The sequence below is a fragment of the Ferrovibrio sp. GW821-FHT12F09 genome (assembly GCF_058806775.1).
On record NZ_JBXAPZ010000001.1, the window covers coordinates 1,608,612 to 1,633,685 of the forward strand.

Here is a 25,074-nt window from a genome sequence, read left to right on the forward strand (position 1 = left end):
TCGGGAGGTTTGCGCAATAATATTATAAAAACTCGCAAGAATCCAAGGGGCAGGGTGGACATAAAATTACTCGAGTTGCGATTTGACTTTATTCCTGCATAATGTACGATGTATGTTCTTAATCTCGACTGCCCGGACCTCTCCGCTGGCAGGCGAATGGCTGTTGTTGGGCATCGTGAATCGCGTTTCGCAGGCTCCAGAGTGATGGCGCGCCGTATTTATGCCGGAAAACCGGTGTTTATGAGCAAAATGGGTGGGCTCAGGAAGGCGCAGGACGGTCCAGGATGGTCCGGTTTGGCAAAGTTTGGCTCAGGATGGCCAGGCATGGTCCGGTTAGGCTCAGGATGGCGCCAGTTGGCAGGTTTTGCGGCTGCCACGGGCTGCTGCCGGGCGCCACAGGTTGCGATAAGTCAATCGCCGGCCGCCTTGGCTCGCCCAAGCCGATTCCAACCGGCCGGCCCAGATGCTAAAGCAGGGTCCTTCACCGGCCGGAGCGGGGGCACCGGCATTTTGAGACGGCCTCGGGCCGCGCGGATCAGATGGCGCTGAAAATCGACACCTTCACCAATGCCGATGCCAGGAACGGCTGGCGGCCCGGCAACAATTTCGGCGGCCACAGCCTGTTCAAGGCGCTCGGCCATCCGAAGACCGCCGCGCTGGGCCGCCAGCTCGCCGCCGATCTCGCCGGCTTCCAGCGCCTCGCCGTCTACGACCCCGAGCCGCAGCCGGCCGCCGCCCATTTCGACACCTTCTTCCCGATCCCGCGCGCCAATCTCGCCGGCGTCTTCGTGCAGCGCGTGGAAGACTTAGGCCAGACCCGCCTCGGCCTGCCGACCCAGCCGATCACCGCGATCGCCGCGCTCAAACCCGATGCCCTGCTGATCACGGCCTTCGATGCCGAGATCCACAAGGCGCAGATCGCCCGCCTGCTGCCGCCGGGCTGCACGGTCTTCACCCTCGATGCCATGCGCCTGCCGAAAGAGTGGCTGTCCAGTCCGGGCCGCTATCTCGATCCGATCAACTTCGCCACCAACTTCGCTTTCCTGCGCGAGGATGCCGGCGAGGATGGCGATGCCCTGCATACGCAGGTAGTCACCGGCAATTACTGGAGCGGCTATGGCGCCGCCGATCCGGCGCTCTGGCTCTGCCTCTTCGGCCCCGATGGCGCCGTGCTGGCGGAATGGACCGAGCCGCTGTCCGGCGCGTTTCATGCCGTGCAGATCGACAGCCGCGCGGTGAAGCGGCGCTTCGGGCTCAAGGATTTCGCCGGTTCGCTGTTCATCCATGCGATCCGCATCAAGGGTCATGACGTGGTGAAATACGCGCTCGACTGCTTCTCGGATTCGGGACGCCAGCTGAGCTGCAGCCACGATGCCAATGCCTGGCCGGCCGATCTTTACGCCGGTGTGCCGGCGCCGAAAGACGGCGAGCGCCTGCTGCTCTGGGTGCAGAACAGCCATCCGGTAGCGATCCCGTCCGGCGGTCTCGGCGTCAATCTCGTCGGTTCCCAGGATATCGCCTGGTGGAGCGGCGAAGTGCCGCCCTTCGGCACTGCGCCGGTCGATCTCGGCGCCTTGCTGCCGCACGCCAAATTCCCCGACCAGATCGAGCTGCAGGCCGGCCGCTACCTGATCCGCCCGCGCTACGAGATCGTGCAGAAATCCAATGGCCAAAATGGATCAATGCTGGCCGGCAAGCGTCGTATTGCGCACGCCAATGTCGAACGCACCGACCTGGTCGCCGATCCGAAGCTGCCGCAGCTCGAAGCCCTGCTCGGCAAGGGCTATATCATGCCGCTGCCGGTGCTGCCGCTCGATCAGTGGAAGACGGTGACGCTGCCGACGCCCATGTCGACGGCGCAGACCGAACTGCCGGTGCGCGTGGTGCTGCATGATGCCGATGGCAGCGTGGCGGCTGAACGCTTCATGGGCCGGCTGGCGCGGCGTGAATCGCATCCGGTCGATACCGATGCCTGGCTGCAGGAGGCCAAGGCAAAGCTGCCGTCTGGCTACGGCCATGTCGAATATCTCTACGACTTCCGCGATGGCGGCGAGGGCGATGGCTGGTTGCACGCGCTCGGGCTGTACGAGCAGCGCAGCTCCGGCCATGCCGCCGAGACGATCTTCGGCGCGCATATCTACAATATGCCGATCACCTATCGCGACGAGCCGCAGAGCTATACCCATCGCCCGCCGGGCCTGACCACGCGGCTTTTCCTGCGTCTGGGCGAGGCACGCTTCGATGCGATCTGCCATCTGGTCTATCCGGCCTCGCTGCCCAAAGAGGTCTACGGCCAGGATGCGTCGCAGACCACGCTGACGCTGTTCAACGGCAAGGCCGAGAAGGTCGCCGAGCGGCCGCTGGCGATTCCCTATGGCGGTTCGCGCTTCTTCCGGGTGTCGGAGACGTTTTCCGCAACCGAACGCCAGACCGCCGGCATGGGCGCCTGGATCCAGGTGCGCGATGCCAGTTGCCGTCTGTTCGGCTTCCACGGCCTGCAGAACGGCGCCGAGAGTTTCTGCATCGATCACATGTTCGGTTTTTAAGCCGGATAGGGCACTTCAGGCCGCTGGAAGCGGCCCTATATAACCGGCAGCGAGTCGCGGCGGCGCCTTCACAATCCTGTAATCCGCAGGGGTGAAAAAGCCGCATTCTCCGCGACTTGCCGGGCTTTCCCTTGGCGCAGGCCCGGACGGCTGCCATAATCGCCGGCAACCCGTTATTCAGCGCCTGTCGCATCGCGTTCGGAGCAGTTTTTCCATGGCCACGACCCATCGCACCAAGGTTCTCATCCTCGGCTCCGGCCCCGCGGGTCTGACCGCGGCGATCTATGCTGCGCGCGCCTCGCTGGCGCCGATCCTGGTGCATGGCCTGCAGCCCGGCGGCCAGCTCACCATCACCACCGATGTCGAGAACTATCCCGGCTTCGCGCAGACCATCCAGGGCCCCTGGCTGATGGAGCAGATGGAGGCGCAGGCCAAGCATGTCGGCACCACCATCCTCAACGACTACATCGTCTCGGTCGATCTCTCCAAGCGGCCCTTCGTCGCCAAGGGCGACGGCGGCGATACCTACATCGCCGATACGCTGATCATCGCCACCGGCGCCCAGGCGCGCTGGCTCGGGCTGCAGAGCGAGCAGGATTTCCAGGGCTTCGGCGTTTCGGCCTGCGCCACCTGCGACGGCTTTTTCTACCGCGGCAAGAAGGTGGTCGTGGTCGGCGGCGGCAACACGGCTGTCGAAGAGGCGCTATATCTGACCAATCATGCCACCGAGGTGGTGCTGGTGCATCGCCGCGATTCCCTGCGCGCGGAAAAGATCCTGCAGGAGCGGCTGTTCAAGCATCCCAAGATCAGGGTGATCTGGGATCATGTGGTGGACGAGATTCTCGGCCCCAAGGATGCCGGCGCCAATGAACCGCGCGGCGTCACCGGCGTGCGTCTGAAGAGCACCACCACCGGCGCGACGCAGGAGATCGCCACCGATGGCGTCTTCATCGCCATCGGCCATACGCCGAATACCGAACTGTTCAAGGGCCAGCTGCCGCTCGATGCGGAAGGCTACCTGTCGACCAAGCCGGGCACGGCGCAGACCAGCATCGCGGGCGTGTTCGCCGCCGGCGACGTGGCTGACAAGATTTACCGCCAGGCCGTCACGGCCGCCGGCACCGGCTGCATGGCCGCGCTGGAAGCGGAAAAGTTCATCGCGCATCACGCGCAACCGGCGGCCGAAGCGGCTGACTGACGCCGCCCTGCAGGGCGGTGGCCGGTGTTAAGGGGGGTGTATGTCGGCGCTTGATTGGGACAAGCTGCGCATTTTTCATGCGGTGGCTGAGGCTGGCAGTCTGACCCATGCGGGTGAGTCGCTGGGCCTCAGCCAGTCGGCGGTCAGCCGCCAGATCGGCGCGCTCGAAACCCAGCTCAACGCCACGCTGTTCCATCGCCATGCCCGCGGCCTGATCCTGACCGAACAGGGCGAGCTGCTCTATCGCACTGCGCGCGACATCTTCTCGCGCCTGGCGGTGACCGAGGCGATGATCGCCGATGCCAAGGACAAGCCGTCCGGCGAGCTTTGCGTCACCACCACGGTGGCCTTTGGCACCGTCTGGCTGGCGCCGCGGCTGAAGGAGTTCATGGACCTCTATCCCGATATCCGGATCGAGATGGTGGTGGACGACCGTGAACTCGACCTCTCCATGCGCGAGGCCGATGTGGCGATCCGCATGTGGAAGCCGACCCAGGCCGACCTGATCCATCGCAAGCTGCTCACCGTGCATAACCACGTCTATGCCTCGGTGGATTATGTCACCCGCCACGGCGCGCCGCAGTCGATCGCCGATCTCGACCGCCACCAGCTGATCGTCTATGGCGAGGAAGCCCCGGCGCATTTCAACAACATCAACTGGCTGCTGAAGGTCGGCGATCCCGCCGTGCCGCGCGATCCGATTCTCACCGTCAACAACGTCTATGGCGTGATGCAGTCGGTGGCCAGCGGTCTCGGTATCGCCGCGCTGCCCGACTATATGGTGGAAGGCAACCCGCGCATCGTGCGCGTGATGCCCAATATCGACGGCCCCAGCTTCGATACCTACCTCGTCTATCCGGAAGAGCTGCGCGCCACCAAGCGGCTGGCGGTGTTCCGCGACTTCCTGCTGCGCAAAGTGGCGGACTGGCGCTACTGACCATGCCATGGCAATCCGAGGCTGGGAGCGGCGCGGCGGGCCGCAATGAACTGCTGGTGCGGATTCGCCGGCCGGTCGACATGCTGGCGCAAATCGCGGTTGCCATCGCTGTCGCCATCCTGCTCGACCGTTATCTCGACCTGCCGATGCGTGCTGTCTATGTCGGTGCAACGGTTTTTGTCATTGTCCTGCAATATCTGACGCATCGCTGGTTTCTGGCCGACCGGGAGCGCCGCGGCCGACCGCAGACCTGGCGCCGGCGCCTGGTCGCCGTCTACGCCCTGAATGGCATCGTGCTGGGGGCGATCACGGCGGTGCTGGCCAAGCTGCCCTTCGAGCCGGCCACGATGCTGGCCCTGCTCTGCGTGATCTGCAGCATCGCCTCGCTCAGCCTGACCATTTCGGTGCAATTCGTCGCGGCCGCGGTGGTGATCGTGCTGTCCCTGCTGCCGGCCAGCCTTCTGATGCTGCTTGGTCCGACGGAGGACGACCGGATTTTTGGTTGTGTCGCCCTCATCGCCATCCTGTTGCTGCTTAGCTTTGCATGGCGGCTGAACCATTATTTCCGCCGCACCACCAGCATGGTGGAGCGCCTGCGCGGCATGTTGCAGGATCGCACGCGAGTCAGCGCCAATGCCGAGGAAAGCCAGCGCCGCCTGCGGTCGATCCTGGATACGGCGCCGTTCCCGCTGGTGGTGGCGCGGCGCCACGATGGCGCCTTCCTCTACAGCAACCGGCCCGCCGCCGACTTGTTCGGTATCGTCGATGGCGGCGTGGCGACAGCGCCGCCGCGCTATGTGCTCGATCCCGCGCACCGGGCCCGCATCTTCGAGACGGCATCCCGGCCGAACGAGGAACTGCAGCTTGCCACCGCCCAGGGCCATGTCATCTGGGCCACCATGGCCGCGGTGCCGATGCGCTATGCCGACGAGGATGCCGCCCTGGTGGTGGTGAACGACGTCACCGACCGCAAGGCCTCCGAACAGCGCCTGCGCGAGGCCGAGCAGCGCCTGTCCGATGCGCTGGCCGTGGCGCCCGATGGCGTCGCGCTGTTCGACCAGCAGGCCCGGCTGGTGATCTGCAATCCGGCCTATGCCGCCATCATCGGCGTGCCGCTGGCCGAGGCGCCCGGTCAGACCCATGACCAGATCTGCGATGCCTCCGTGGCCTGCCGCCCGCTGCCCTCGCGCGCCGGGGTGACAACCGATTACACCGCCTGGCAGGCCGAGCGCCGGCGCATCTTCAAGGCCGCGAATGGCGAGGCGCATATCTTCTACGATACGCGCGACCGGCTCTGGCTGCAGATCCGCGACTTCCGGCTCGGCTCCGGCGGCACGGCTTCGCTGATCACCGACATCACGGCGCTCAAGCGCGGCGAGCGCGAGCTGCGCGAGGTCAACGACAGCCTGGCGGCACGCACTGAAACCCTGGAGGCGGCGCGCACCGCGGCGATCAAGGCGCACCAGGAGGCCGAATACGCCAACCGCGCCAAGAGCCAGTTCCTCGCGCATATGAGCCACGAGTTGCGCACGCCGTTGAATGCCATCATCGGCTTTTCCGAGATCATGGCGCTGCAGCTGCTCGGCACCTCGGGCGTGCCGCAGTATGACCGCTACGCCAACGACATCCTGGCCGCCGGCCGCCATCTGCTGGCGGTGATCGACGACATCCTCGATCTGTCCAAGGTCGAGGCCGGCAAGATGAAGCTGGTGCCGGAACATATGAGCTGGTCGCGGCTGGCCGAGGATTGCGCCACGCTGCTGCGGCCGCTGGCTGCCGATCGCCTGGTCACCCTGGAGGCCGAGCCCGCGCCCGATGGCGCCACGCTGTTCGCCGATGACCGTCTGGCCAAGCAGATGCTGGTGAACCTGCTGTCGAATGCCGTGAAATACACGCCTTCGGGCGGCCAGGTCCGTTTCGGCATTTCCGCTGCACCCGATGGCGGCGCGGTGATCGCCGTTGCCGATACCGGTGTCGGGATGGATGCCGTCGATGTGCAGAAGGCGCTGGAGCCCTTCGGTCGCATCGATTCGGCGCTGGTCTCGCAGATGCGCGGCACCGGCCTGGGGCTGCCGCTGGTCAAAGCCCTGATCGAACTGCATGGCGGCCGGCTCGACATCGAGAGCATACCGGGCCGCGGCACCACGGTGCGTCTGTATTTCCCGCCTGGCCCGAATGCCGGTGTGAATACCCTAATGCACTGATCCGTCAGCGGATTTGACTCACCAGTTAGTTATGCGCATGTCGCATACCTGAGTTGCCAATTCAATGGATACTCAAACCTGTCGACACGTCGTACACCTGTGCCTGTCAGATGTTGCGTCGCAACATCTTCCGGTTTTTGGCTTTGGCCAGAAACTTGGCCGTGGCAGCTCCCCCGCTGCTCCGGCCGTCCGCGCGTCTCGCGCGGAGCCTCCCTGTTAAGACTTTGCCGGCCTGTAACCCAGGCCGGCTTTTTTTTGCCTTCAGGAGGCCAGCAGGGCGGGAAGATCTTTCATATCGCGGAAGATGCGGCAGCCCATGGCGGCGAAGGCCGCGTCATCGCCATCGGGGCGATAGGCATAGACTGTCATGCCGGCGCGGATGCCGGCCGTGGCACCCGGCAGGCTGTCCTCGATGGCGGCGCAGCGCGCCGGCGCATGGCCCATCTGCTCGGCGGCAAAGAGATAGACATCGGGCGCGGGCTTGGGGGCGGCCACCTGATGCACGCTGAACAGGTCTCTGCCGAAATGCGAGGTCAGGCCGGTCAGCGCCAGGCTGAAGGCGATCTTCTCCGGTGACGAAGACGAGGCGACGCATTTGGGCTGGTGCAGCTGCGGCAGCATCTCGGGCACGCCGGGGATCGGCACCAGGCCCTCGCGATAACTGGCATAGGTGGCGTCTTTGAGTCTGGCGGTGAAATCCTCTGGCACCGGCGCCATGCCATAGATGTCATACGCCAGGGCCAGACAGTTGCGCACGGTGAGCCCGGTGAAATCGCGGGTGACACGCGCCAGATCGAAGGCAGGATCGAGACCGAGTGTCACGAGCTGGTCATAAAACACGCGATTGGCCAGTGTTTCGGAATCCACCAGCGTACCGTCGAGATCGAAAATGATGAGGTCATGGGTCATCCGGTATGGATAACCCATGAGCTTTTACATGAACAGCTTCTCGCTCGCCGGCGTGTTCTTGTAGAGATCGGCGACGAAATCGCCATAACCGTTATACAGCAGGGTCTGCACGCGTTTGCCGGTGCCGATCAGCTCTTCGCTGGCCTGGCTCCAGCGCGGATGCGCCACCATCGGATTCACATTGGCCCAGAAGCCGTATTCGCTTGGCCCCATGGCTTCCCAGAAGGTTTTCGGGCGCTGGTCGGTGAAGGTGAATTTCACGATCGACTTGACCGACTTGAAGCCGTATTTCCACGGCAGCGCCAGGCGCAGCGGCGCGCCCATCTGCTTGGGGATCGGCTTGCCGTAGACGCCGGTGGCGATATAGGCGAGCTCGTTATTGGCTTCTTCGATGGTCACGGCCTCGACATAGGGCCAGGGATACCAGAACTGCTTCTGGCCACTGGCTTCCTGCGGACGCGAGAAGGTTTCCATCTTGAGGTATTTCGCACCGGAGGTGGGCTGGGCGAAATCGACCAGGGCCTTCAGCGCGAAGCCGCTCCACGGCACGGCCATGCCCCAGGCCTCGACGCAGCGATGGCGATAGAGCCGCTCGTCCACCGGCATCTTGCGGATCAGGTCTTCCGCATCGATGGTCATTTCCTTGGCCACCATGCCGTCGATCTTCACCTGCCAGGGCTTGAGCGTCAGCGCCTGGGCCGCCTTGACGATGTTCTTGCTGGTGCCGAATTCGTAGAAGTTGTTGTAGGTGGTGGCGACCTTTTCCTCGGTGATCTCGCGGTCGAGCTTGTAGGTATCGATCCGCTTGGCCGGATACAGCTCGGTGGCGGTTTCCGCCCGTGCCGATTTCAGACCGGTGGCGCCGATCAGGCCGGCCGCGCCCAGGCCCAGCAACAGCTTGCGGCGGTCGAAGAACAGCTCTTCCGGCGTGGCCATCGATTCCGGCAGTTCCCAGCCACGACGTCGCTTGATCAGCATAATCCCTACTCCGCAAAAGAAAGGCGCCCGGTGATGACCTTAAGCTAGCGGGTCATCGGCCGGGCGCCAATCAAGCTTCGGTGAAGCCGTGCGTGAAAATGCCGCGCTTACTTCTTTTCCAGCAGGCTGCGCAGCATCCAGGCGGTCTTCTCATGGATCTGCATGCGCTGGGTCAGCAGATCGGCGGTCGGCTCGTCGGACGACTTGTCGACCACCGGGAACAGCGCGCGCGCCGTCTTGCTCACCGCTTCGTTGCCCTTGACCAGGTCCTTGATCATGTCCTGGGCACCCGGCACGCCGGTCTCTTCCTTGATGGACGAGAGCTTGGCGTATTGCGCGTACGACCCCGGCGCATAATGACCGAGCGCGCGGATGCGTTCGGCGATCAGGTCCACGGCCAGCGCCAGTTCGGTGTATTGCAGCTCGAACATGGTGTGCAGGGTCTGGAACATCGGGCCTTCGACATTCCAGTGATAGTTATGGGTCTTCAGGTAGAGCGTGTAGGTGTCGGCCAGCAGGCGCGACAGGCCATCGGCGATTTTTTTGCGTTCCTTTTCGGCAATGCCGATGTCGACTGCGACAGCCATGGGGGCAACTCCTTCTTGGTTTTCCGGACTTCAGGCGATGAATTTAGAGCTATTCCAACCAACTGCAAGGTGCCGGTCATGCGATGACGGCATGGCCGGAAAGCAGCCCGGACAAGGATATACTCCCCAAATATTTCGGCCAGTTATACATAGGCGTTGGTCCCGGCCTATTCGGCCGGTTCCAGTTCGACGCCTTCCGTGCTGAGCAGCTTTTCCTTGCGGTCGAGCCCCCAGCGATAGCCGCCCAGGCTGCCATCGCTGCGCAGCGCCCGGTGGCATGGCACCAGCACGCCGAGGATATTGTTGCCGCAGGCTGAACCCACCGCGCGCGAGGCCTTGGGATTGCCCAGCGCCACGGCGATCTGCTGGTAGCTGCGGGTCTCGCCGGCGGGGATCGCCTGCAGGGCGGTCCAGACGCGGATCTGGAACGGCGTGCCGCGCAGATCCAGCTGCAGGTTTTTCGGTGCCGGCTTGCCGGCCAGCATGGCGGCCAGCGCGGCAAAGGCGCCGCTGCCGGCTTTTTCATTGCGGCGAATCGCGGCGGCAGGAAATTCGCCGCGCAGTTCGGCCAGCATGGCTTTTTCATTCTGGCCGAACAGCAGGGCGGCGATGCCGCGCGGACTTTCCGCCACCAGGGTCAAACCCATTTCGGTGCGGCGGACCGCGACCTCCAGTGTGAGGCCTTCACCGCCGCGGCGGTAATCGGCCGGAGTCATGCCCAGCCAGCGGTCGGCTTTTTCATAGACGCGGCTGGCGGCGCCGAAACCGGCGCCATAGATCGCATCGGTCACGCCATTGCCGCGGCGCAGTTCCTGCTTGAAGTTGGCCACGCGCTGGGCTTCGGCATAGGCCCGCGGACTGAGGCCATAGGCTGCCGCGAAGCGGCGCTGCAGATGCGTGGCGCCCATATGCGCCGTCTTGGCCAGTTCGGCGAGCGTCGGGGTCGGGTCGCCGGCGGCCAGACGGCGGTCGATCAGGGCGCGGGCGCGTTCCAGCCGCGCATCGGCGGCGGGCGCCTGGCCAGCAATGTAATTTTCTGGGCGGCAGCGCTTGCAGGGCCGAAAGCCGGCGGTCTGCGCCTGTTCGGCGCTGGCGAAGATGCGCACATTCTCCGGCTTCGGCGTCCGGCTGACGCAGGAGGGCCGGCAGAAGATTTTGGTGCTGGTGACGCCATAGAAGAACCGGCCATCGGCCGATGCATCATTGCTGCGGATGGCGGCGTATTCCGTTTCGGTCGGCAGTCTCTGGTTTGGCAGTCGCTGTGTCTGTGTCATGCCAGCAAAATAGGGCGGCGGCCCGGCCGCCACTATCCGCCTTTTGCGCAGCTATTCCAGCCCCGGATCACGCGATTCCCCAGGCCACCGGCACCGGAACCGGGAAATCCAGCAACATCTGGGCATAGGCCTTGCCCTGCGGATCGTTGCGTAAACTAGCGATGCCGCCACCGCCCAGCGCGCCCTGCAGCAGGAAATTCAGGCCATGGATGCCGGGCAGGTCGAAGCGCTGCACCGGGCCTGTCACCAGATGGCTGAAATGCGCGGCCACCGCCTGTTCGGTAAGGGCGGCGCGGATCGCGGGCAGGTATTCCGGCCGGCGCGCAATGATGCCGATATTGCTGTTGTCGCCCTTGTCGCCCGAACGGGCAAAGGCCAGCCGGATCAGTGGCACCGTCTTGCGCGCACCGGCCGGCAGTTCGGCGATCTGCGGTTTTGCGGCCGGCGGACCATCGGTGCTGCCGGCGATGGCGGGCAGAGTGAGCGGATGCGCGGTGCCGTCGGCATCCAGCGCAACGGTCAGAGTGTTTTTCGGGATGAAGCAGGAGAACAGCTTCACCACCGGCTGCGGGTTCGGCCGGCCGCCGAAGAAGCCGGTGGTGCCGGGCGAGAAGGAACTGCCGGCTGGTGCGATCTCGCGGGCGAAGATGTCGAGCGCGGTTTTCTCCGCATGGCTGACCGCCAGCTTCATCACCACCTCGCGTGAACCCTGTGCGCCGGCATTCGCATGGGGACCATACATGGCTTCGGCGCCGAGGATTTCGGTTTCTGTGGCGCGGTAGTCGCCGAGATTGAGCTGGGTGAAGATGCGGCGCGTGCGTTTCAGGATCGCCTCGGCCGTGCGTTCGGCCTTGGCGCGCGCCTCGATGCCGCCGATGGTGATATGGGCCACGGCGCGGAACCCGTCCATATAGGTGGCCGAAACCTTGTACTTGTCGGATGGCGGACGGCCTTTGGCATTCGAGATGCGCACGCGGTTTTCGCCCACCTGTTCGACTGTCACGGCGGTGAAGTCGCAGGTCACGTCCGGCAGGATATAGGCGGCCGGATCGCCGATCTCATAGACCAGCTGCTCGGCCACGGTGCCGACCGTGACCAGACCGCCGGTGCCGGGCGGCTTGGTGATGATAAAGCTGCCGTCTTCGGAAATTTCGGCGATGGGATAGCCGATATTGTCCCAGTCCGGCACCTCGCGCCAATCGGTGAACAGGCCGCCGGTGGCCTGCGCGCCGCATTCGATGATATGGCCCGCGAGGCTGCCGGCCGAGAGGCGGTCGAAATCCTGCAGGTCCCAGCCGAATTCATGCAGCAGCGGGCCGAGACACAGCGCTGAGTCGACGCAGCGGCCGGTGACCACGATATCGGCGCCGTCCTTCAGCGCGGCGGCAATCGGCACCGCGCCCAGATAGGCATTGGCCGACATGAAACGCTCGGGCGGCTGTGCGCCGGCTTGCATAGGCTCCAGCATGGGTTTGAGTCTGGCCATCTCGGGCATCAGGTCGTCGCCCAGCACGACGCCGACCTTCAGCGACAGGCCGGCCTCGGCGACCAGCGTGCGGATGGCGGCGGCGCAGGCGGCGGGATTCACGCCGCCGGCATTGGCCACCACCTTCACCTTGCGCCGCGCCAGTTCTGGCAGCAGGCGCTTCATGGTGACCGTGACGAAATCGGTGGCGTAGCCCTGCAGCGGGTCTTTCGCCCGCATGCGCGCCATGATCGACATGGTGATCTCGGCCAGGTAGTCGAAGATCAGGTAATCGACCTCGCCCTGGAACAGCAGTTGCGGCGCGCCCACCATGCTGTCGCCCCAGAAGGCCGATGCGCCGCCGATGCGGATTGTCCTGCTGCTGCCCTTGGCGCTCATGCCGTCGTTTCCTCTGATCTGCTTTTCTGCCACCATAACCGAGGCCGGCAGCCGTCGTCATGCATCCTTATGCCTTTCGGGCGGCCTGCCGTTGCGTCATGCGAGGTGCAAGCCGGTATGCTGCAGAGCGAAGACTCCATCCTGCCCCTGCGCGCCCTGCGCCGGGTCTGGCGCAGCAGCGTCGATCTGCTGCTACCGCCGCAATGCATGCTCTGCACGACAACGGTGGATCAGCCCGGACGTCTGTGCCCGCAATGCTGGCCCGAAGTCGGGTTCATCGCCCAGCCTTGCTGTCCGCGCTGCGGTATCCCTTACGCGATTCTGGTGCCCGATGGCCTGGTCTGTGCCGCCTGCCTGCAGCGCGAGCCGCGCTTCGACCGGGCGCGCGCGGTGTTTGCCTATGGCGGTGGCGGCCGCGACCTGGTGCTGCGCTTCAAGCGCGGCGACCGCACCGATCTGGCGCCGGGCCTGGCGGCCTTGATGCAGACCGCCGGCGCGGCGCTTCTGGCCGACTGCGACCTGATCCTGCCGGTGCCACTGCATCGCTGGCGGCTGTGGCGGCGGCGTTTCAACCAGTCGGGCCTGCTGGCGCAGCAGCTCGGGCGGCTGAGCGGCAAGCCGGCCCGCCTCGATCTGCTGGAGCGCCCGAAGCCGACCCGCAGCTTAGGGAGGCTGAACCGGACCGAGCGCCGCCGGACGCTGGCCGGGGCGATCCGGCTGGCCCCCGATGCCAGGGATGAGATTCATGGAAAACGCCTGCTGCTGATCGACGATGTGTTCACCACCGGAGCCACGGTTTCGGCCTGCTGCCGGATTTTGCGGCAGGGCGGGGCAGCGGCGGTCGATGTCCTGACGCTGGCCCGGGTTGTTCGGGCCGAGCAGGGCACCATATAATCCCCGTCAATAATTCCTGGCAGAAGCTGAGGGGCTTCCAACGAGGACGTCATGGCCGATATCGTGATTTACACCACTTTCATGTGCCCCTATTGCGCGCGCGCCAAGGCGCTGCTCGACAGGAAGGGTCAGACCTATAACGAGATCGACGTCACCTACGATGCGGCGACGCGCGAGGAGATGACGAAAAAGGCCGGCGGCGTGCGCACGGTGCCGCAGATCTGGATCAACGGCCAGCATGTCGGTGGCAGCGACGACCTGCATGCGCTGGACCGCGCCGGCAAGCTCGATCCGCTGCTGGCGGCCTAAACGGAAAGAAAACGGGGCAGGGCGATGGCGCAGAAAGTGAAGATCGGTCTGGTGCAGCCCAATATCTGGGACGACATGGCCGCCAATATCGCCCATGTCTCCGCCCTGGTGCGCAAGGCCAGGGACGGCGGCGCCGAGTTCATCGCCACGCCGGAGAATTCCGGCTTCATGGGCCTGAATGCGGCGGCCAGTGTGGCGGCCGGACGGCCGGAAGACAGCCATCCGGCGCTGCTGGCGTTTCAGGCGCTGGCGAAAGAGCTGGGCGTGCGGCTGCTGGTCGGCTCGCTCGCCATCAAGCCTGAAGGCGCCAACCGCAACTTCAACCGCTCGTATCTGCTCAATCCCGATGGCGGCATCGCCGCGCGCTACGACAAGATCCATCTCTTCGATGTCGATCTGCCGTCGGGCGAAACCTATCGTGAGAGCAACTCGATCGCGCCCGGTGCCGATGGCATCGTGGTGCCGGTGCCGTTCGGCACGCTCGGCATGTCGGTCTGCTACGACCTGCGGTTCCCAGGCCTGTATCGCGGCCTGGCCCAGGCCGGCGCCGATGTGATCTCGATCCCGGCCGCTTTCACCCGCACCACCGGCAAGGCGCACTGGCATGTGCTGATGCGGGCACGGGCTATCGAGACCGGCGCCTTCGTGGTCGCACCAGCGATGTGGGGCGACCATCCGGGCAACCGCCAGACCTATGGCCATTCGCTGGTGGTCGATCCCTGGGGTCGCGTGCTGGCCGATATGGGCGAGGGCGTTGGCGCCACGGTGGTGGAGATCGATCTGGCCGAAGTGGCCAAGGCGCGGGCACAGATTCCGGCTTGGAACCACGATCCGGTTTACGCCCTGCCGACGCGCCTTTCGGGCCGCGCCGCCGAATAGACCGGCAGCGACACGTTCATTGCCGCAGAGAATGGCGCCCAGAGTGCCGGCGTCAGCGCCAGCACCGGCTCGGCCTTGGTCTCGCCGTTGAAATCGTAGTCGTTGGTGATGCCGCCGGCTTCGCGCACCAGCAGCAGGCCGGCCAGCGCGTCCCAGGGCTTCATGCGCGCTTCGTAGAAGCCGTCTAGCGCACCCTCGGCGGCCAGCGCCATCAGCAGCAGGCCGCTGCCCAGCCGGCGATACTGGCAATGGGCGCGCAGCAGGTTGTCGATGATGCCGGCATGCACATCGGCCGGTTCGCCATGGCCATAGCCGACGCCGAGGCAGGCGCGTTCGATCTGCTGGGTGTCGCTCACCATGATCGGCTGACCGTTGCAGAACGCGCCATGGCCGCGCCGCGCCGTATACAGGCGATCACCGATCACGTCGTAGATCAGCCCAAGCTCCAGATTGCCACCCGCCACCAGCGCGATGGCGATGCACCAGTAAGGCAGGCCGCGCACGTAATTCGCCGTGCCGTCGATGGGATCGATCACCCAGAGCGCATCGATCTCACCGCCGCGTTTGCCGCGCTCTTCGCCCAGAATGCCGTCATGCGGGAATTTGCTGAGCAGCCGCGAGGTGATCAGGTCCTCGGTTTCGGAATCCGCCTGGCTGACGAAATCCTGCACGCCCTTCAGCTTGATCACCAGATCCTTGCGGTTGTCGTAAAAGCCGCGCGCCAGCTTTCCGGCTTCGCGGATCACCTGCGTTGCATGCTGCAGTCTTTGCCCGATATCGATGGTCATGGCGCAAACGGTTTCTGTTGTTCGCGGCGATGCTACGCCTCGCAGCGACGCGGCCCAACTGCTTTTTGCAGGGACTACGATTCAGCACTTTCTGTTTGCGTCGCGTTCCAGTCGCTGCGCGGCAGATCGAACCAACTGACCATGCGCTCCCATAACGGCTTCTCGCCGGCATGGACAAAGCCCAGCTTGGTCAGTACGCGCTGCGAACCGCGATTTTCCGGTGCCGTCAGGGCGATCAGGCCCTGCAGCTTGGCAGTCTCGAAAGCGTAAGTAATCACCGCGCGTCCGGCCTCAGTGGCAAGGCCGCGGCCCCAGACGGTCTTGGTGAAAAGATACAGCAGTTCAGTTTGCTCCGCTTCCGGAATCCAGCGCAGGCCGCACTGGCCCAGCAAACGGCCGCTGTCGCGATCGGTGACGGCCCAGACGCCATAGCCGCGGCGGTCCCAATGATCGTTGAAATTGTGGATGTTGCCCTTGGCGCGTTCCTGCGCCTGTTCGCGGGCGAGGCCGCGGCCGGGCAGCATGTGGCGCATCACCTGATCGTCGGTATAGAAGCGCGCCAGGCCCTGCCAGTCAGAGCCGTGGAACCGGCGCAGGCGCAGGCGCTCGGTTTCAACAGTCTCGCGCATCACAGCTTCACGGCGCAGATGCGCTGGCGCAGGCTGTTGGCTCCTTCGCCCTGCTCGAAGGCGCGGATCTCGAACGCATCCTGGCAGAGTCGGATCAGTTCATGGGGCACGAGCAGGAAGTCGGGATTGCTCGGCTTGCCGAAGCGCTCGTTGCCGCGCATGAAGGTCTCGTAGATCAGCAGGCCGCCGGGCTGCACGGCGGCGACCAGATGGCCGAACAGCGGCCGCCAGAGATAGTTGGTCACCACCACGGCGGAAAAATCCTGACCCGACAGCGGCCATGGACCATGCTCGATATCGGCCTCGATCAGGTCGGCGCCAGCGGTATTGCGCAGATCGGCGACGCCGGTGAGATCGCGGTCGAGGAAGGTGACGCGATGGCCGGCGCCCAGGAACAGCCGGCCATGACGGCCGCTCCCGCAGGCAAGGTCGAGCACGCGCCCGCCGGCTGCAACCTGCGGTGCGAATCGCTGCACCCAGTCAGACGGTGCCGGCGCCATCGATGGCCTCCCGGCTGTCTGGCCCCTTGTTGCAGGCCTGTGACTGCCCCATGTATAACCTGTTGCACGCCTTACGAGACATGACCCCCGCCGAATCACCTGCGACAGCATGATCAAGTACGAACTCAAATGCCGCAAGGACCACGTCTTCGAAGCGTGGTTTTATGACAGCGCCACCTACGACACGCAGGCGGAAGCCGGCGAGGTCGTCTGTCCGGTGTGCAACTCGCGCAAGGTGACCAAGGCGCCGATGGCGCCGCGCATCGGCCGCTCCAAGGGCGAGCGCGCCGCCGCCGAAGCCAAGGAAATGGCCGTGGCGATGAAGGCGCTCAGCGAAATCCGCGACCATGTCGAAAAGAACGCCGATTATGTCGGCGAGCAGTTCGCCGAGGAGGCGCGCAAGATGCATTACGGCGAGGCCGACAAGCGCAACATCTACGGCGAGGCCAGCAAGGACGAGGCCAAGGAACTGGTGGAAGAGGGCATCGACGTGGCGATGATTCCCTGGCTGCCGCGCAGCGACGCCTAAGAGTCTTTCGCCGCCACCAGCATGTAATTCACATCCGTGTCGCGGCCGATGCTCCAGCGGTCGGCCAGCGGATCGTAGCTGACGCCGGCCACTTCCTTCAGGCTCAGGCCGGCGTTGCGCAGGCCGCCGGCCAGCTCATGGGGCCGCACGAATTTCTTCCAGTCATGCGTCCCGCGCGGCACCCAGCGCAGGATGTATTCCGCCGCTACGATGCCGAGCGCAAAAGACTTGGGCGTGCGGTTCAGCGTGGCGGCGATCAGCAGGCCGCCGGGCTTTACCATCTGGCCGCAGGCGGCGAGGAAGCCGGGCAGGTCGGCCACATGCTCTACCACCTCCAGGGCCAGCACCACGTCGAAGCGTTCGCCGGCCGCAGCCAGGTCTTCGGCGCTGGTGCAGCGGTAATCCACCGCCACCCCGGCCTCGGCGGCATGCAGGCTGGCCACCCCGATATTGCGCTCGCCGGCATCGGCGCCGGTGACGGCCGCGCCCAGCCGGGCCATCGGCTCGGAGACCAGGCCGCCGCCGCAGCCGATATCCAGTAGGCGCAGGCCGGCCAGCGGGGCCTCGGCGGCCGTGTCGCGGGCGAAATGGGCAGCGATTCGATCGCGGATAAAGCCCAGCCGCACCGGGTTGAATTTATGCAGGGGGCGAAACTTGCCGCGCGGGTCCCACCATTCGGCCGCCAGGGCGGAAAAACGTTCGATTTCGGCAGGGTCGATGCTGGCGGCGGTCTGGGTCATCTGGGTCCGGCAAGGTCTGGCAAAAACAGGGAATTTTTACGTTTGGTCGGCTTGCTCCCGGCCGGCCCCGAGAGTATTAAGGTCGCGCCTTTTTACCGGCAAGGTTCCGCCGGTAGCTATCGACAACGTATCGTGAAACGGGATCGAGCGACATGGCGCGCTTGGTGATGAAATTCGGCGGCACTTCGGTCGGTTCGGTGGACCGGATCAAGAATGTCGCGGCCAAAGTGAAACGGGAAGTGGACGCCGGCCACCAGGTGGCTGTGGTGGTCTCTGCCATGTCCGGCGAGACCAACCGGCTGGTCGACCTGTGCAAGCAGATCGACCCGGTCCATGACCAGAAGGAATACGACACCGTGGTGGCGGCCGGCGAGCAGGTCACCACCGGCCTGGTCTCGATCGCCCTGCAGGCGGCCGGGGTGAAGGCCCGGTCCTGGCAGGGCTGGCAGGTGCCGATCCGCACCAACGACATGCATGGCCGGGCCCGGATCGAGGAGATCGACGGGTCCGCGATGCTCAAGGATATGGCCGCCGGCGTCGTGCCGGTGGTGGCGGGCTTCCAGGGCGTCGGCCCCGGCGAGCGCATCGCCACCCTGGGCCGCGGCGGCTCGGATACCTCGGCGGTGGCCCTGGCGGCGGCGCTCAAGGCCGACCGCTGCGATATCTATACCGACGTGGATGGCGTATACACCGCCGATCCGCGGATCGTGAAAAAAGCCCGCAAGCTGGATAAGATCACCTACGAGGAGATGCTGGAGCTGGCCTCGCTGGGTGCCAAGGTGCTGCAGACCCGCTCGGTGGAAATGGCGATGAACCATCGGGTGCGCACCCAGGTTCTGTCGAGTTTCGCCGATGTTGCGGGTACTCTGGTTGTCGATGAGGATGAGATCGTGGAAAAGCAGATCGTTTCCGGCGTGACCTATTCCGCCGACGAAGCCAAGGTGACCCTGATCGGCGTGGCCGATCGTCCGGGGATCGCCGCCGGCATTTTCGGCCCGCTGTCAGATGCCGGCATCAATGTCGACATGATCGTCCAGAATATCTCCGAGGACGGCAAGAAGACCGATATGACCTTCACCATGGGGCGCAGCGATCTCGATCGCGCGGTGACCATCCTGGAGAAGCAGGAAAAGAGCCTGGGCTGGGCCAAGCTGATCCCGGACAAGAACGTGATCAAGGTTTCGGTGGTCGGCGTCGGCATGCGCAGCCATGCGGGCGTGGCTCATATCATGTTCAAGGCGCTGGCCGAGAAGAACATCAATATCCAGGCCATCACCACCTCAGAGATCAAGGTCAGCGTCCTCATCAGCGCCGACTACACCGAGCTTGCGGTGCGCGCCCTGCACACCGCCTTCGGCCTCGACGCCGAATGAAAGCGGGGGGGCAATGCGGGGAGGGCACGCCACACCAGCCTCTCCGGTAACGGTTAGCGGAGACGGGCTGTGACGCCGCCGGGACGCGCATCCGCGCCCGGCCCGCGCGGCCTGCTGCGCCGCCTGCGCGAGGTGATGGCGGAAGCCGGCACCGTCGACGAGCGGCTGGCGCGTGTGGTGCGCAACATCGCCACCAACATGGTGGCGGAAGTCTGCTCGGTCTATCTGCTGCGCAACGATGAACTCGAACTCTACGCCACCGAGGGTCTGAACCCCGACGCCGTACACAAGACCCGCCTGCATGTGGGCGAGGGTCTGGTTGGCGATATCGCCGCCCATGCGCGCCCGCTGGCGCTGGCGGATGCACAGAACCACCCGCAATTCGCCTACAAGCCGGAAACCGGCGAAGAAATCTATCACTCGCTGCTCGGCGTGCCGCTGCTGCGCGACAACCGCGTGATCGGCGTGCTGGTCGTGCAGAACCAGACGCGCCGGCAATATGCCGATGAAGAAACCGAGGCGCTGGAAACCATCGCCATGGTGCTGGCCGAGATGGTGGCCTCGGGCCAGCTCTCGGGCGGCGAGGATATCGCTGCCACCAACCGCACATCCACCATGCCCTTCCGCGCCGATGGCCGCGTGCTGTCGGAAGGCTTGGCGCTGGGCGTTGCCGTGCTGCACGAGCCGCGCATCCATGTCGAAAAGACCATGGCCGACGACATCCCGCTCGAGAAGGAGCGGCTGGATGCGGCGGTCGCCTCGATGCGCGACCAGGTCAACCGGATGCTGGAGGCGCCCGACAGCGACATTGTCGGCGAGAGCCGCGACATCCTGGAAACCTACAAGATGTTCGCCCATGACACCGGCTGGCTCTCCAAGCTGCACCAGGCGGTGGAATCAGGCCTGACCGCGGAAGCCGCCGTGCAGCGCGTGCAGGGCGATACGCGTCATCGTATGCAAGCGATCACCGATCCGTACCTGCGCGAGCGCCTGGCCGATCTCGATGATCTGGCCAATCGCCTGCTGCTGCATCTGACCGGCAAGCCGCAGCATTCGGCGGCCGAGAACCTGCCTGACAACGCGATCCTGTTCGCGCGCCAGATGGGTCCGGCCGAGCTGCTGGATTACGATCGCCGCAAGCTGCAGGGCGTGGTGCTGGAAGAAGGCTCCAGCGTCAGTCACGTCGCCATCGTCGCGCGTGCATTATCGATTCCGGTGCTGGGCGGGGTCGCCGGTGTGATCGCCAAAGTCGAGCCCGGCGATACGGTGGTGGTCGATGGCGACCACGCACAGGTCTTCGTGCGTCCCGTTGCCGATGTCGTCAATGCCTTCCACCAGAGCGTCAGCCTGCGCCGCGCCCGACTGGCGAAATACGCCGCCCAGCGCGAGGATCCGCCGGTCACGCGCGACGGCATGCGCGTTGCCATGCTGGTTAATGCCGGCCTGCTCATCGATCTCAATCATCTGGACGAGACCAATGCCGATGGCATCGGACTCTATCGCACTGAACTGCAGTTCATGGTGCGGCCGACCCTGCCCAAGGCCGAGGCGCAGACGGCGATTTATCGCCGCGTCATCGAACATGCGGGTGACCGCCCGGTGGTGTTCCGCACGCTCGATATCGGCGGCGACAAGGTGCTGCCCTATCTGGTGAAGCATCCGGAAGAGAATCCGGCGCTCGGCTGGCGCGCCATCCGTCTGGCGCTCGACCGTCCGGCCCTTTTGAAGGTGCAGCTGCGCGCCATGCTGGAAGCTGCCGCTGGCCGCAATCTGCATGTCATGTTCCCGATGATCGCCGAGGTCGACGAATTCCGCCGCGCCCGCCGGCTGCTCGACCGCGAGGTGCAGCGTCTGGTCAATCTGCGCAAGCCGGTGCCGCTGAAGGTGGCTGTCGGCAGCATGCTGGAAGTGCCGGCGCTGGCCTGGCAGCTGAAAGCCCTGCTGCCGCTGGTCGATTTCGTTTCGGTCGGCTCGAACGACCTGATGCAGTTCATGTTCGCCGCCGACCGCGGCAACCCGAAGCTTGCCGATCGCTACGACCCCCTGAGCCCGGCCCTGCTCAGCTTCCTGCACTGGGTGGTGCAGCAGTGCCATGCGGCCAACAAGCCGGTCACCATGTGCGGCGAAATGGGCAGCCGGCCGCTGGAGGCCATGGCCCTGCTCGGCCTGGGCTTCCGTCGCCTGTCCATGCCGGCCAATGCCATCGGCCCGGTCAAGGAAATGCTCCGTAGTCTGGATGTTCCTCTTTTGGCTGATTTTATGTCTAAGCATTACGCCTCGCCGGAACGCAGCATGCGCGCAGCGCTAGAAGAATTTGCCCGGGAAAACGCGGTAATTGTTTGAAATAGCTGGCCTCATTGGCCATTTGCCGTAAGATGCCGGGCGAACGATGCGGGCGAAAAGAATGAATAGCCAGTCCGGCGAACAAGCCGCCATGGCAACTGCCGTCAGCGTTGAGGAGCGTTACGACGGGGTAGGCCATAGCCTGAAGGTTGTGCGTGAGCGGCGAGGCCTCGCCCTTGCCGACGTGTCTGCACGCCTGCGTATCCGTCGTCCATATCTGGAAGCCATCGAAGCCGGCCGCTTCGGCGAACTGCCTGGCGCGGTCTATGTCAGCGGCTTCCTGCGCCAGTATGCAGAATTCCTCGGCCTCGATCCCGAACACGTGCTGAAGACCTATCAGGGCGAGTCCGATGGCTCGGTGCGCCGCACGGTTCTGAATTTCCCGCTGCCGCGCCCGGAAGAGCGCACGCCGCGCCTGTGGCTGGTGATCGGCGCCCTGGTGCTGGCCGGCATCGTCTATGCGCTGTGGTACAAGCACCAGGAAGCGCTGCGTGTCGGCCAGGATTTGATCCAGGCTGTGCCGTCGCGGCTCGCCGATCTTGTGCCCAGCCCGCAGCCGATCGCGCCGGCTGCGCCGCCGGTGATTCTGCCGCCGCCACCGGTTGCCAGCACGCCAGCCCCGGTCGCGACGCCGGCACCGGTAACCCCGCCGCCCGCCGTTGCATCCGTACCCGCATCTCCGGCGCCCGCGCCGCCCGCTCCGGCCATCGCCGCCGCACCCGCGCCGGCGCCCGCACCCCCTGTCGCAGCCGCGCCTGCGCAGCCGCCGGCCGCGGCCCCCACCAGCTATGGCACCGCCGATGCCGGCAGTCGCATCCGCCTGGAAGCCACCGCACCATCGTGGATCCAGGTGCGCGGCCCCAACAACGAACAGGTCTTCACCCGGCTGCTGAATGCCGGCGAGCGCTACCAAGTGCCCGACCGCGCCGGCCTGACGCTGCTGACCGGCAATGCCGGTGGCGTGCGGGTGGTGGTCGATGGCCAGACCCTGGCCCCGCTGGGCAACGAGGGTGAGGTCAAGCGCGGCATTTCGCTCGATCCGGAACGCCTGAAAAACCCCGGAAACGAGCGCCAGGGCTAGGCTTTCGGGCCCGGCCTGCCTTGCCATCACCCGGTAAAGACGCCATGTTACGCCGCGTCCGCAGGCCCCAATAAAGCCTGAGCTGAGCCGGACGGAAACCAGATCATGAGCATCCGACCCTATCGCGATATCCAGCGCCGCAAATCGCGGCAGATTTTCGTTGGCAAGGTGCCGGTGGGCGGTGACGCGCCGATCACCGTGCAGACCATGACCAACACGCTGACCAGCGACGTCCAGGCGACGGTGGAGCAGATTCGTCGTTGCGAAGAGGCCGGCGCCGATATCGTGCGCGTCTCCTGCCCCGATGAAGACTCGACCAGGGCGCTGAAAGAGATCGTGCGCCAGTCGAAGGTGCCGATCATCGCCGACATCCACTTCCACTATAAGCGCGCCATCGAGGCCGCTGAGGCCGGCGCCGCCTGCCTGCGCATCAATCCCGGCAATATCGGCTCTGCTGACCGCGTACGCGAAGTGGTGAAGGCCGCCAAGGATCACGGCTGCTCGATGCGCATCGGCGTCAATGCCGGTTCGCTGGAAAAGCACCTGCTGGAAAAATACGGCGAGCCCTGCCCGGAAGCCATGGTGGAAAGCGCTATGGATCATGCGCGCATTCTGGAAGACCATGACTTCCGCGAATTCAAGATCAGCGTGAAGGCGTCCGATGTCTTCCTCGCCGTTGCCGCCTATCAGGGTCTGGCCGAGGCCTGCGACTATCCGCTGCATATCGGCGTGACCGAAGCCGGCGGCCAGCGCATCGGCACAGTGAAGTCCTCCATCGGTCTTGGCATGCTGCTGTGGTCGGGCATCGGCGATACGCTGCGCGTGTCGCTCTCGGCCGCACCCGAGGAAGAGGTCAAGGTCGGCTTCGACATGCTGAAGTCGATGAACCTGCGTCATCGCGGCGTGAACGTGATTTCCTGCCCGTCCTGCGCGCGCCAGCAGTTTGATGTCATCAAGACGGTCGAGGTGCTGGAACAGCGGCTGAGCCATATCACCACGCCGATGACGCTCAGTGTGATCGGCTGCGTGGTCAACGGTCCTGGCGAGGCGCGCGAGACCGATATCGGCTTCACCGGCGGCGGCAAGGGCTCGCATCAGGTCTATCTTGCCGGACAGCCGGCACACCGGCTGCAGAACGAGGATATCGTCGCGCATCTGGTCAGGCTGGTCGAGAACAAGGCGCGCGAGATCGAAGCCGCCAAGACGCAGTCCGCCGACGCGGCCGACGCCGCTTCTTAGCTTTCCAATCTTCTTAGGAGACACGCCGTGGCCCAGCAGCTGCAGCCCGTGCGCGGTACGCATGACATTCTGCCTGACGAGTATGACCGCTTCCGCCATGTGGTGGACACGGCGCGTCAGGCTGCCTTCCTGTTCGGCTATCGCGAGATGGCGACGCCGATCTTCGAATTCACCGATGTTTTCGCCCGCTCGATGGGCGAGACCTCGGATGTCGTCTCCAAGGAAATGTATTCCTTCACCGACAAAGGCGGCGAAGGCCTGACGCTCCGTCCGGAATACACCGCCGGCATCTGCCGCGCTTTCATCTCCAATGGCCTGCAGCAGCATGTGCCGTTCAAGGTATTCGGCTGGGGTCCGATGTTCCGCTTCGAGCGGCCGCAGAAAGGCCGCCAGCGCCAGTTCCACCAGATCGACGTCGAGGTGATCGGCGCAGCCGAACCGCAGGCCGATGTGGAAGTGATCTCGGTGGCGGCTGAAATCCTGCGCCGCCTCGGTATCCTCGACAAATGCGTGCTGGAGCTGAATACGTTGGGCGATCCGGAAAGCCGCGTTGGCTATCGCGACGCCTTGGTGGCGTATTTCGGCGGCCATGTCGACAAACTGTCGGAAGACAGTCGCAAGCGTCTGGAGAAGAACCCGCTGCGCATCCTCGACTCTAAGGATGAAGGAGATCGGGCCCTCGTGGCCAATGCACCGCTGATCCAGGACTACCTGACGCCGGCCGCCGCCGAGTTCTTCAAGGCCGTGCAGGATGGCCTCACCGGCAACGGCGTACCCTTCAAGGTCAGTCCGCGCCTGGTGCGTGGCCTCGACTACTACACCCACACCGCTTTCGAATTCACCACCGACATGCTGGGTGCCCAGGGCACGGTTCTCGCCGGCGGCCGCTATGACGGCCTGGTCGAGCAGCTCGGCGGCAAGCCGACGCCCGGCATCGGCTGGGCCGGCGGTATCGAGCGGCTGGTGATGCTGAGCGACCCGAAGCCGGTGCTGGTCGCCACCGTGGCCATCGTGCCGATTGGCGAAAACGCCGAAGCCGCGGCCGTGAAGATCGCCGCCGAACTGCGCCGTGCGGATGTGGCCGTCGAGTTGGCCTACAAGGGCAATGCCGGCAAGCGCTTCAAGCGCGCCGACAAGATGGGCTGCACCCATGCGGTGGTGATCGGCGATGACGAACTGGCCAAGGGTGTGGCCAAGCTGAAGGACCTGAAGAGCGGCGAAGAGACGGAAGTGCCGCTGTCTGGTCTGGCCGCGAAACTGAAGGCCTGAACGA

Annotated in this window: 22 protein-coding genes; 13 read left to right on the forward strand and 9 right to left on the reverse strand. The window is 65.1% G+C overall.

Features of this window, described 5'->3' with window-relative positions:
• The first annotated feature begins 539 nt into the window (after positions 1–539).
• The 4 genes from AC1ROB_RS08005 to AC1ROB_RS08020 all read left to right on the forward strand — a co-directional run bounded on the left by AC1ROB_RS08005 (position 540) and on the right by AC1ROB_RS08020 (position 6,885).
• Complete coding sequence (locus AC1ROB_RS08005; protein ID WP_492971725.1) at positions 540–2,546, forward strand: hypothetical protein; 2,007 nt, start codon at positions 540–542, stop codon at positions 2,544–2,546.
• 214 nt (positions 2,547–2,760) lie between these two features.
• The gene (gene trxB / locus AC1ROB_RS08010; RefSeq protein ID WP_492971724.1) at positions 2,761–3,744 is read left to right on the forward strand and encodes a thioredoxin-disulfide reductase; all 984 of its coding nucleotides are present in this window, start codon (positions 2,761–2,763) and stop codon (positions 3,742–3,744) included.
• 40 nt (positions 3,745–3,784) lie between these two features.
• Positions 3,785–4,681 carry a LysR family transcriptional regulator gene (locus AC1ROB_RS08015; RefSeq protein ID WP_492971723.1) on the forward strand — a complete coding sequence of 299 codons (897 nt, stop codon included), beginning with the start codon at positions 3,785–3,787 and terminating at the stop codon, positions 4,679–4,681.
• 2 nt (positions 4,682–4,683) lie between these two features.
• A complete protein-coding gene (locus AC1ROB_RS08020; protein ID WP_492971722.1) occupies positions 4,684–6,885 on the forward strand; it encodes a PAS domain-containing sensor histidine kinase in 2,202 nt (733 codons plus the stop codon).
• A gap of 261 nt (positions 6,886–7,146) precedes the next feature.
• Here the strand turns inward: AC1ROB_RS08020 and AC1ROB_RS08025 are convergent, their stop codons facing one another.
• The 5 genes from AC1ROB_RS08025 to AC1ROB_RS08045 form a co-directional block, all read right to left on the reverse strand.
• A complete protein-coding gene (locus tag AC1ROB_RS08025) occupies positions 7,147–7,812 on the reverse strand; it encodes an HAD family hydrolase (RefSeq protein ID WP_492971721.1) in 666 nt (221 codons plus the stop codon).
• A gap of 6 nt (positions 7,813–7,818) precedes the next feature.
• Complete coding sequence (gene msrP / locus AC1ROB_RS08030) at positions 7,819–8,772, reverse strand: protein-methionine-sulfoxide reductase catalytic subunit MsrP (protein ID WP_492971720.1); 954 nt, start codon at positions 8,770–8,772, stop codon at positions 7,819–7,821.
• 107 nt (positions 8,773–8,879) lie between these two features.
• Positions 8,880–9,359 (reverse strand): Dps family protein, encoded by a 480-nt coding sequence (locus AC1ROB_RS08035; RefSeq protein ID WP_341895659.1) that lies wholly within the window; start codon positions 9,357–9,359, stop codon positions 8,880–8,882.
• A gap of 167 nt (positions 9,360–9,526) precedes the next feature.
• On the reverse strand, positions 9,527–10,633 hold the full coding sequence (gene ada, locus AC1ROB_RS08040) for a bifunctional DNA-binding transcriptional regulator/O6-methylguanine-DNA methyltransferase Ada (protein WP_492971719.1): 1,107 nt from the start codon (positions 10,631–10,633) through the stop codon (positions 9,527–9,529).
• A 67-nt stretch (positions 10,634–10,700) separates the two neighbouring features.
• Positions 10,701–12,497 carry an acyclic terpene utilization AtuA family protein gene (locus AC1ROB_RS08045; protein WP_492971718.1) on the reverse strand — a complete coding sequence of 599 codons (1,797 nt, stop codon included), beginning with the start codon at positions 12,495–12,497 and terminating at the stop codon, positions 10,701–10,703.
• 117 nt (positions 12,498–12,614) lie between these two features.
• Between AC1ROB_RS08045 and AC1ROB_RS08050 the strand changes: the two genes are divergently transcribed.
• The 3 genes from AC1ROB_RS08050 to AC1ROB_RS08060 are packed head-to-tail and all read left to right on the forward strand — an operon-like array spanning position 12,615 to position 14,579.
• A complete protein-coding gene (locus AC1ROB_RS08050; protein WP_492971717.1) occupies positions 12,615–13,391 on the forward strand; it encodes a double zinc ribbon domain-containing protein in 777 nt (258 codons plus the stop codon).
• A 51-nt stretch (positions 13,392–13,442) separates the two neighbouring features.
• Positions 13,443–13,700 carry a glutaredoxin 3 gene (gene grxC / locus AC1ROB_RS08055; protein WP_492971716.1) on the forward strand — a complete coding sequence of 86 codons (258 nt, stop codon included), beginning with the start codon at positions 13,443–13,445 and terminating at the stop codon, positions 13,698–13,700.
• Positions 13,701–13,724: 24 nt separating this feature from the next.
• Entirely contained in the window at positions 13,725–14,579 is an 855-nt protein-coding gene (locus AC1ROB_RS08060) for a carbon-nitrogen hydrolase family protein (protein WP_492971715.1), read from the forward strand.
• On the opposite strand, the gene AC1ROB_RS08065 is transcribed toward AC1ROB_RS08060, so the two are convergent.
• The 3 genes from AC1ROB_RS08065 to AC1ROB_RS08075 form a co-directional block, all read right to left on the reverse strand.
• Entirely contained in the window at positions 14,537–15,367 is an 831-nt protein-coding gene (locus AC1ROB_RS08065; RefSeq protein ID WP_492971714.1) for an inositol monophosphatase family protein, read from the reverse strand. The genes AC1ROB_RS08060 and AC1ROB_RS08065 overlap by 43 nt on opposite strands.
• A 74-nt stretch (positions 15,368–15,441) precedes the next feature.
• Entirely contained in the window at positions 15,442–15,996 is a 555-nt protein-coding gene (locus AC1ROB_RS08070) for a GNAT family N-acetyltransferase (protein WP_492971713.1), read from the reverse strand.
• Positions 15,996–16,496 (reverse strand): class I SAM-dependent methyltransferase, encoded by a 501-nt coding sequence (locus AC1ROB_RS08075; RefSeq protein ID WP_492971712.1) that lies wholly within the window; start codon positions 16,494–16,496, stop codon positions 15,996–15,998. Before AC1ROB_RS08075 ends, AC1ROB_RS08070 begins: the two co-directional genes overlap by 1 nt.
• A gap of 109 nt (positions 16,497–16,605) precedes the next feature.
• Here AC1ROB_RS08075 and AC1ROB_RS08080 point away from each other — a divergent pair, with 109 nt between their 5' ends.
• Positions 16,606–17,025 carry a DUF1178 family protein gene (locus tag AC1ROB_RS08080; protein ID WP_492971711.1) on the forward strand — a complete coding sequence of 140 codons (420 nt, stop codon included), beginning with the start codon at positions 16,606–16,608 and terminating at the stop codon, positions 17,023–17,025.
• On the opposite strand, the gene ubiG is transcribed toward AC1ROB_RS08080, so the two are convergent.
• Positions 17,022–17,765, reverse strand: coding sequence for a bifunctional 2-polyprenyl-6-hydroxyphenol methylase/3-demethylubiquinol 3-O-methyltransferase UbiG (ubiG, locus tag AC1ROB_RS08085; RefSeq protein WP_492971710.1), 744 nt, complete (start codon positions 17,763–17,765; stop codon positions 17,022–17,024). The two genes, AC1ROB_RS08080 and ubiG, sit on opposite strands and share 4 nt — an antisense overlap.
• A gap of 152 nt (positions 17,766–17,917) precedes the next feature.
• Here ubiG and AC1ROB_RS08090 point away from each other — a divergent pair, with 152 nt between their 5' ends.
• The 5 genes from AC1ROB_RS08090 (at position 17,918) to hisS (ending at position 25,070) form a co-directional block, all read left to right on the forward strand.
• Positions 17,918–19,138: an aspartate kinase gene (locus AC1ROB_RS08090; RefSeq protein ID WP_492971709.1), complete on the forward strand. Its 1,221-nt coding sequence runs from the start codon at positions 17,918–17,920 to the stop codon at positions 19,136–19,138.
• A gap of 69 nt (positions 19,139–19,207) precedes the next feature.
• The gene (gene ptsP / locus AC1ROB_RS08095; protein WP_492971708.1) at positions 19,208–21,481 is read left to right on the forward strand and encodes a phosphoenolpyruvate--protein phosphotransferase; all 2,274 of its coding nucleotides are present in this window, start codon (positions 19,208–19,210) and stop codon (positions 21,479–21,481) included.
• 61 nt (positions 21,482–21,542) lie between these two features.
• A complete protein-coding gene (locus AC1ROB_RS08100) occupies positions 21,543–22,562 on the forward strand; it encodes a helix-turn-helix domain-containing protein (protein WP_492971707.1) in 1,020 nt (339 codons plus the stop codon).
• A gap of 105 nt (positions 22,563–22,667) precedes the next feature.
• The gene (gene ispG / locus AC1ROB_RS08105; RefSeq protein ID WP_492971706.1) at positions 22,668–23,801 is read left to right on the forward strand and encodes a flavodoxin-dependent (E)-4-hydroxy-3-methylbut-2-enyl-diphosphate synthase; all 1,134 of its coding nucleotides are present in this window, start codon (positions 22,668–22,670) and stop codon (positions 23,799–23,801) included.
• A gap of 27 nt (positions 23,802–23,828) precedes the next feature.
• Positions 23,829–25,070: a histidine--tRNA ligase gene (gene hisS / locus AC1ROB_RS08110; protein WP_492971705.1), complete on the forward strand. Its 1,242-nt coding sequence runs from the start codon at positions 23,829–23,831 to the stop codon at positions 25,068–25,070.
• The last annotated feature ends 4 nt before the right edge of the window (positions 25,071–25,074 follow it).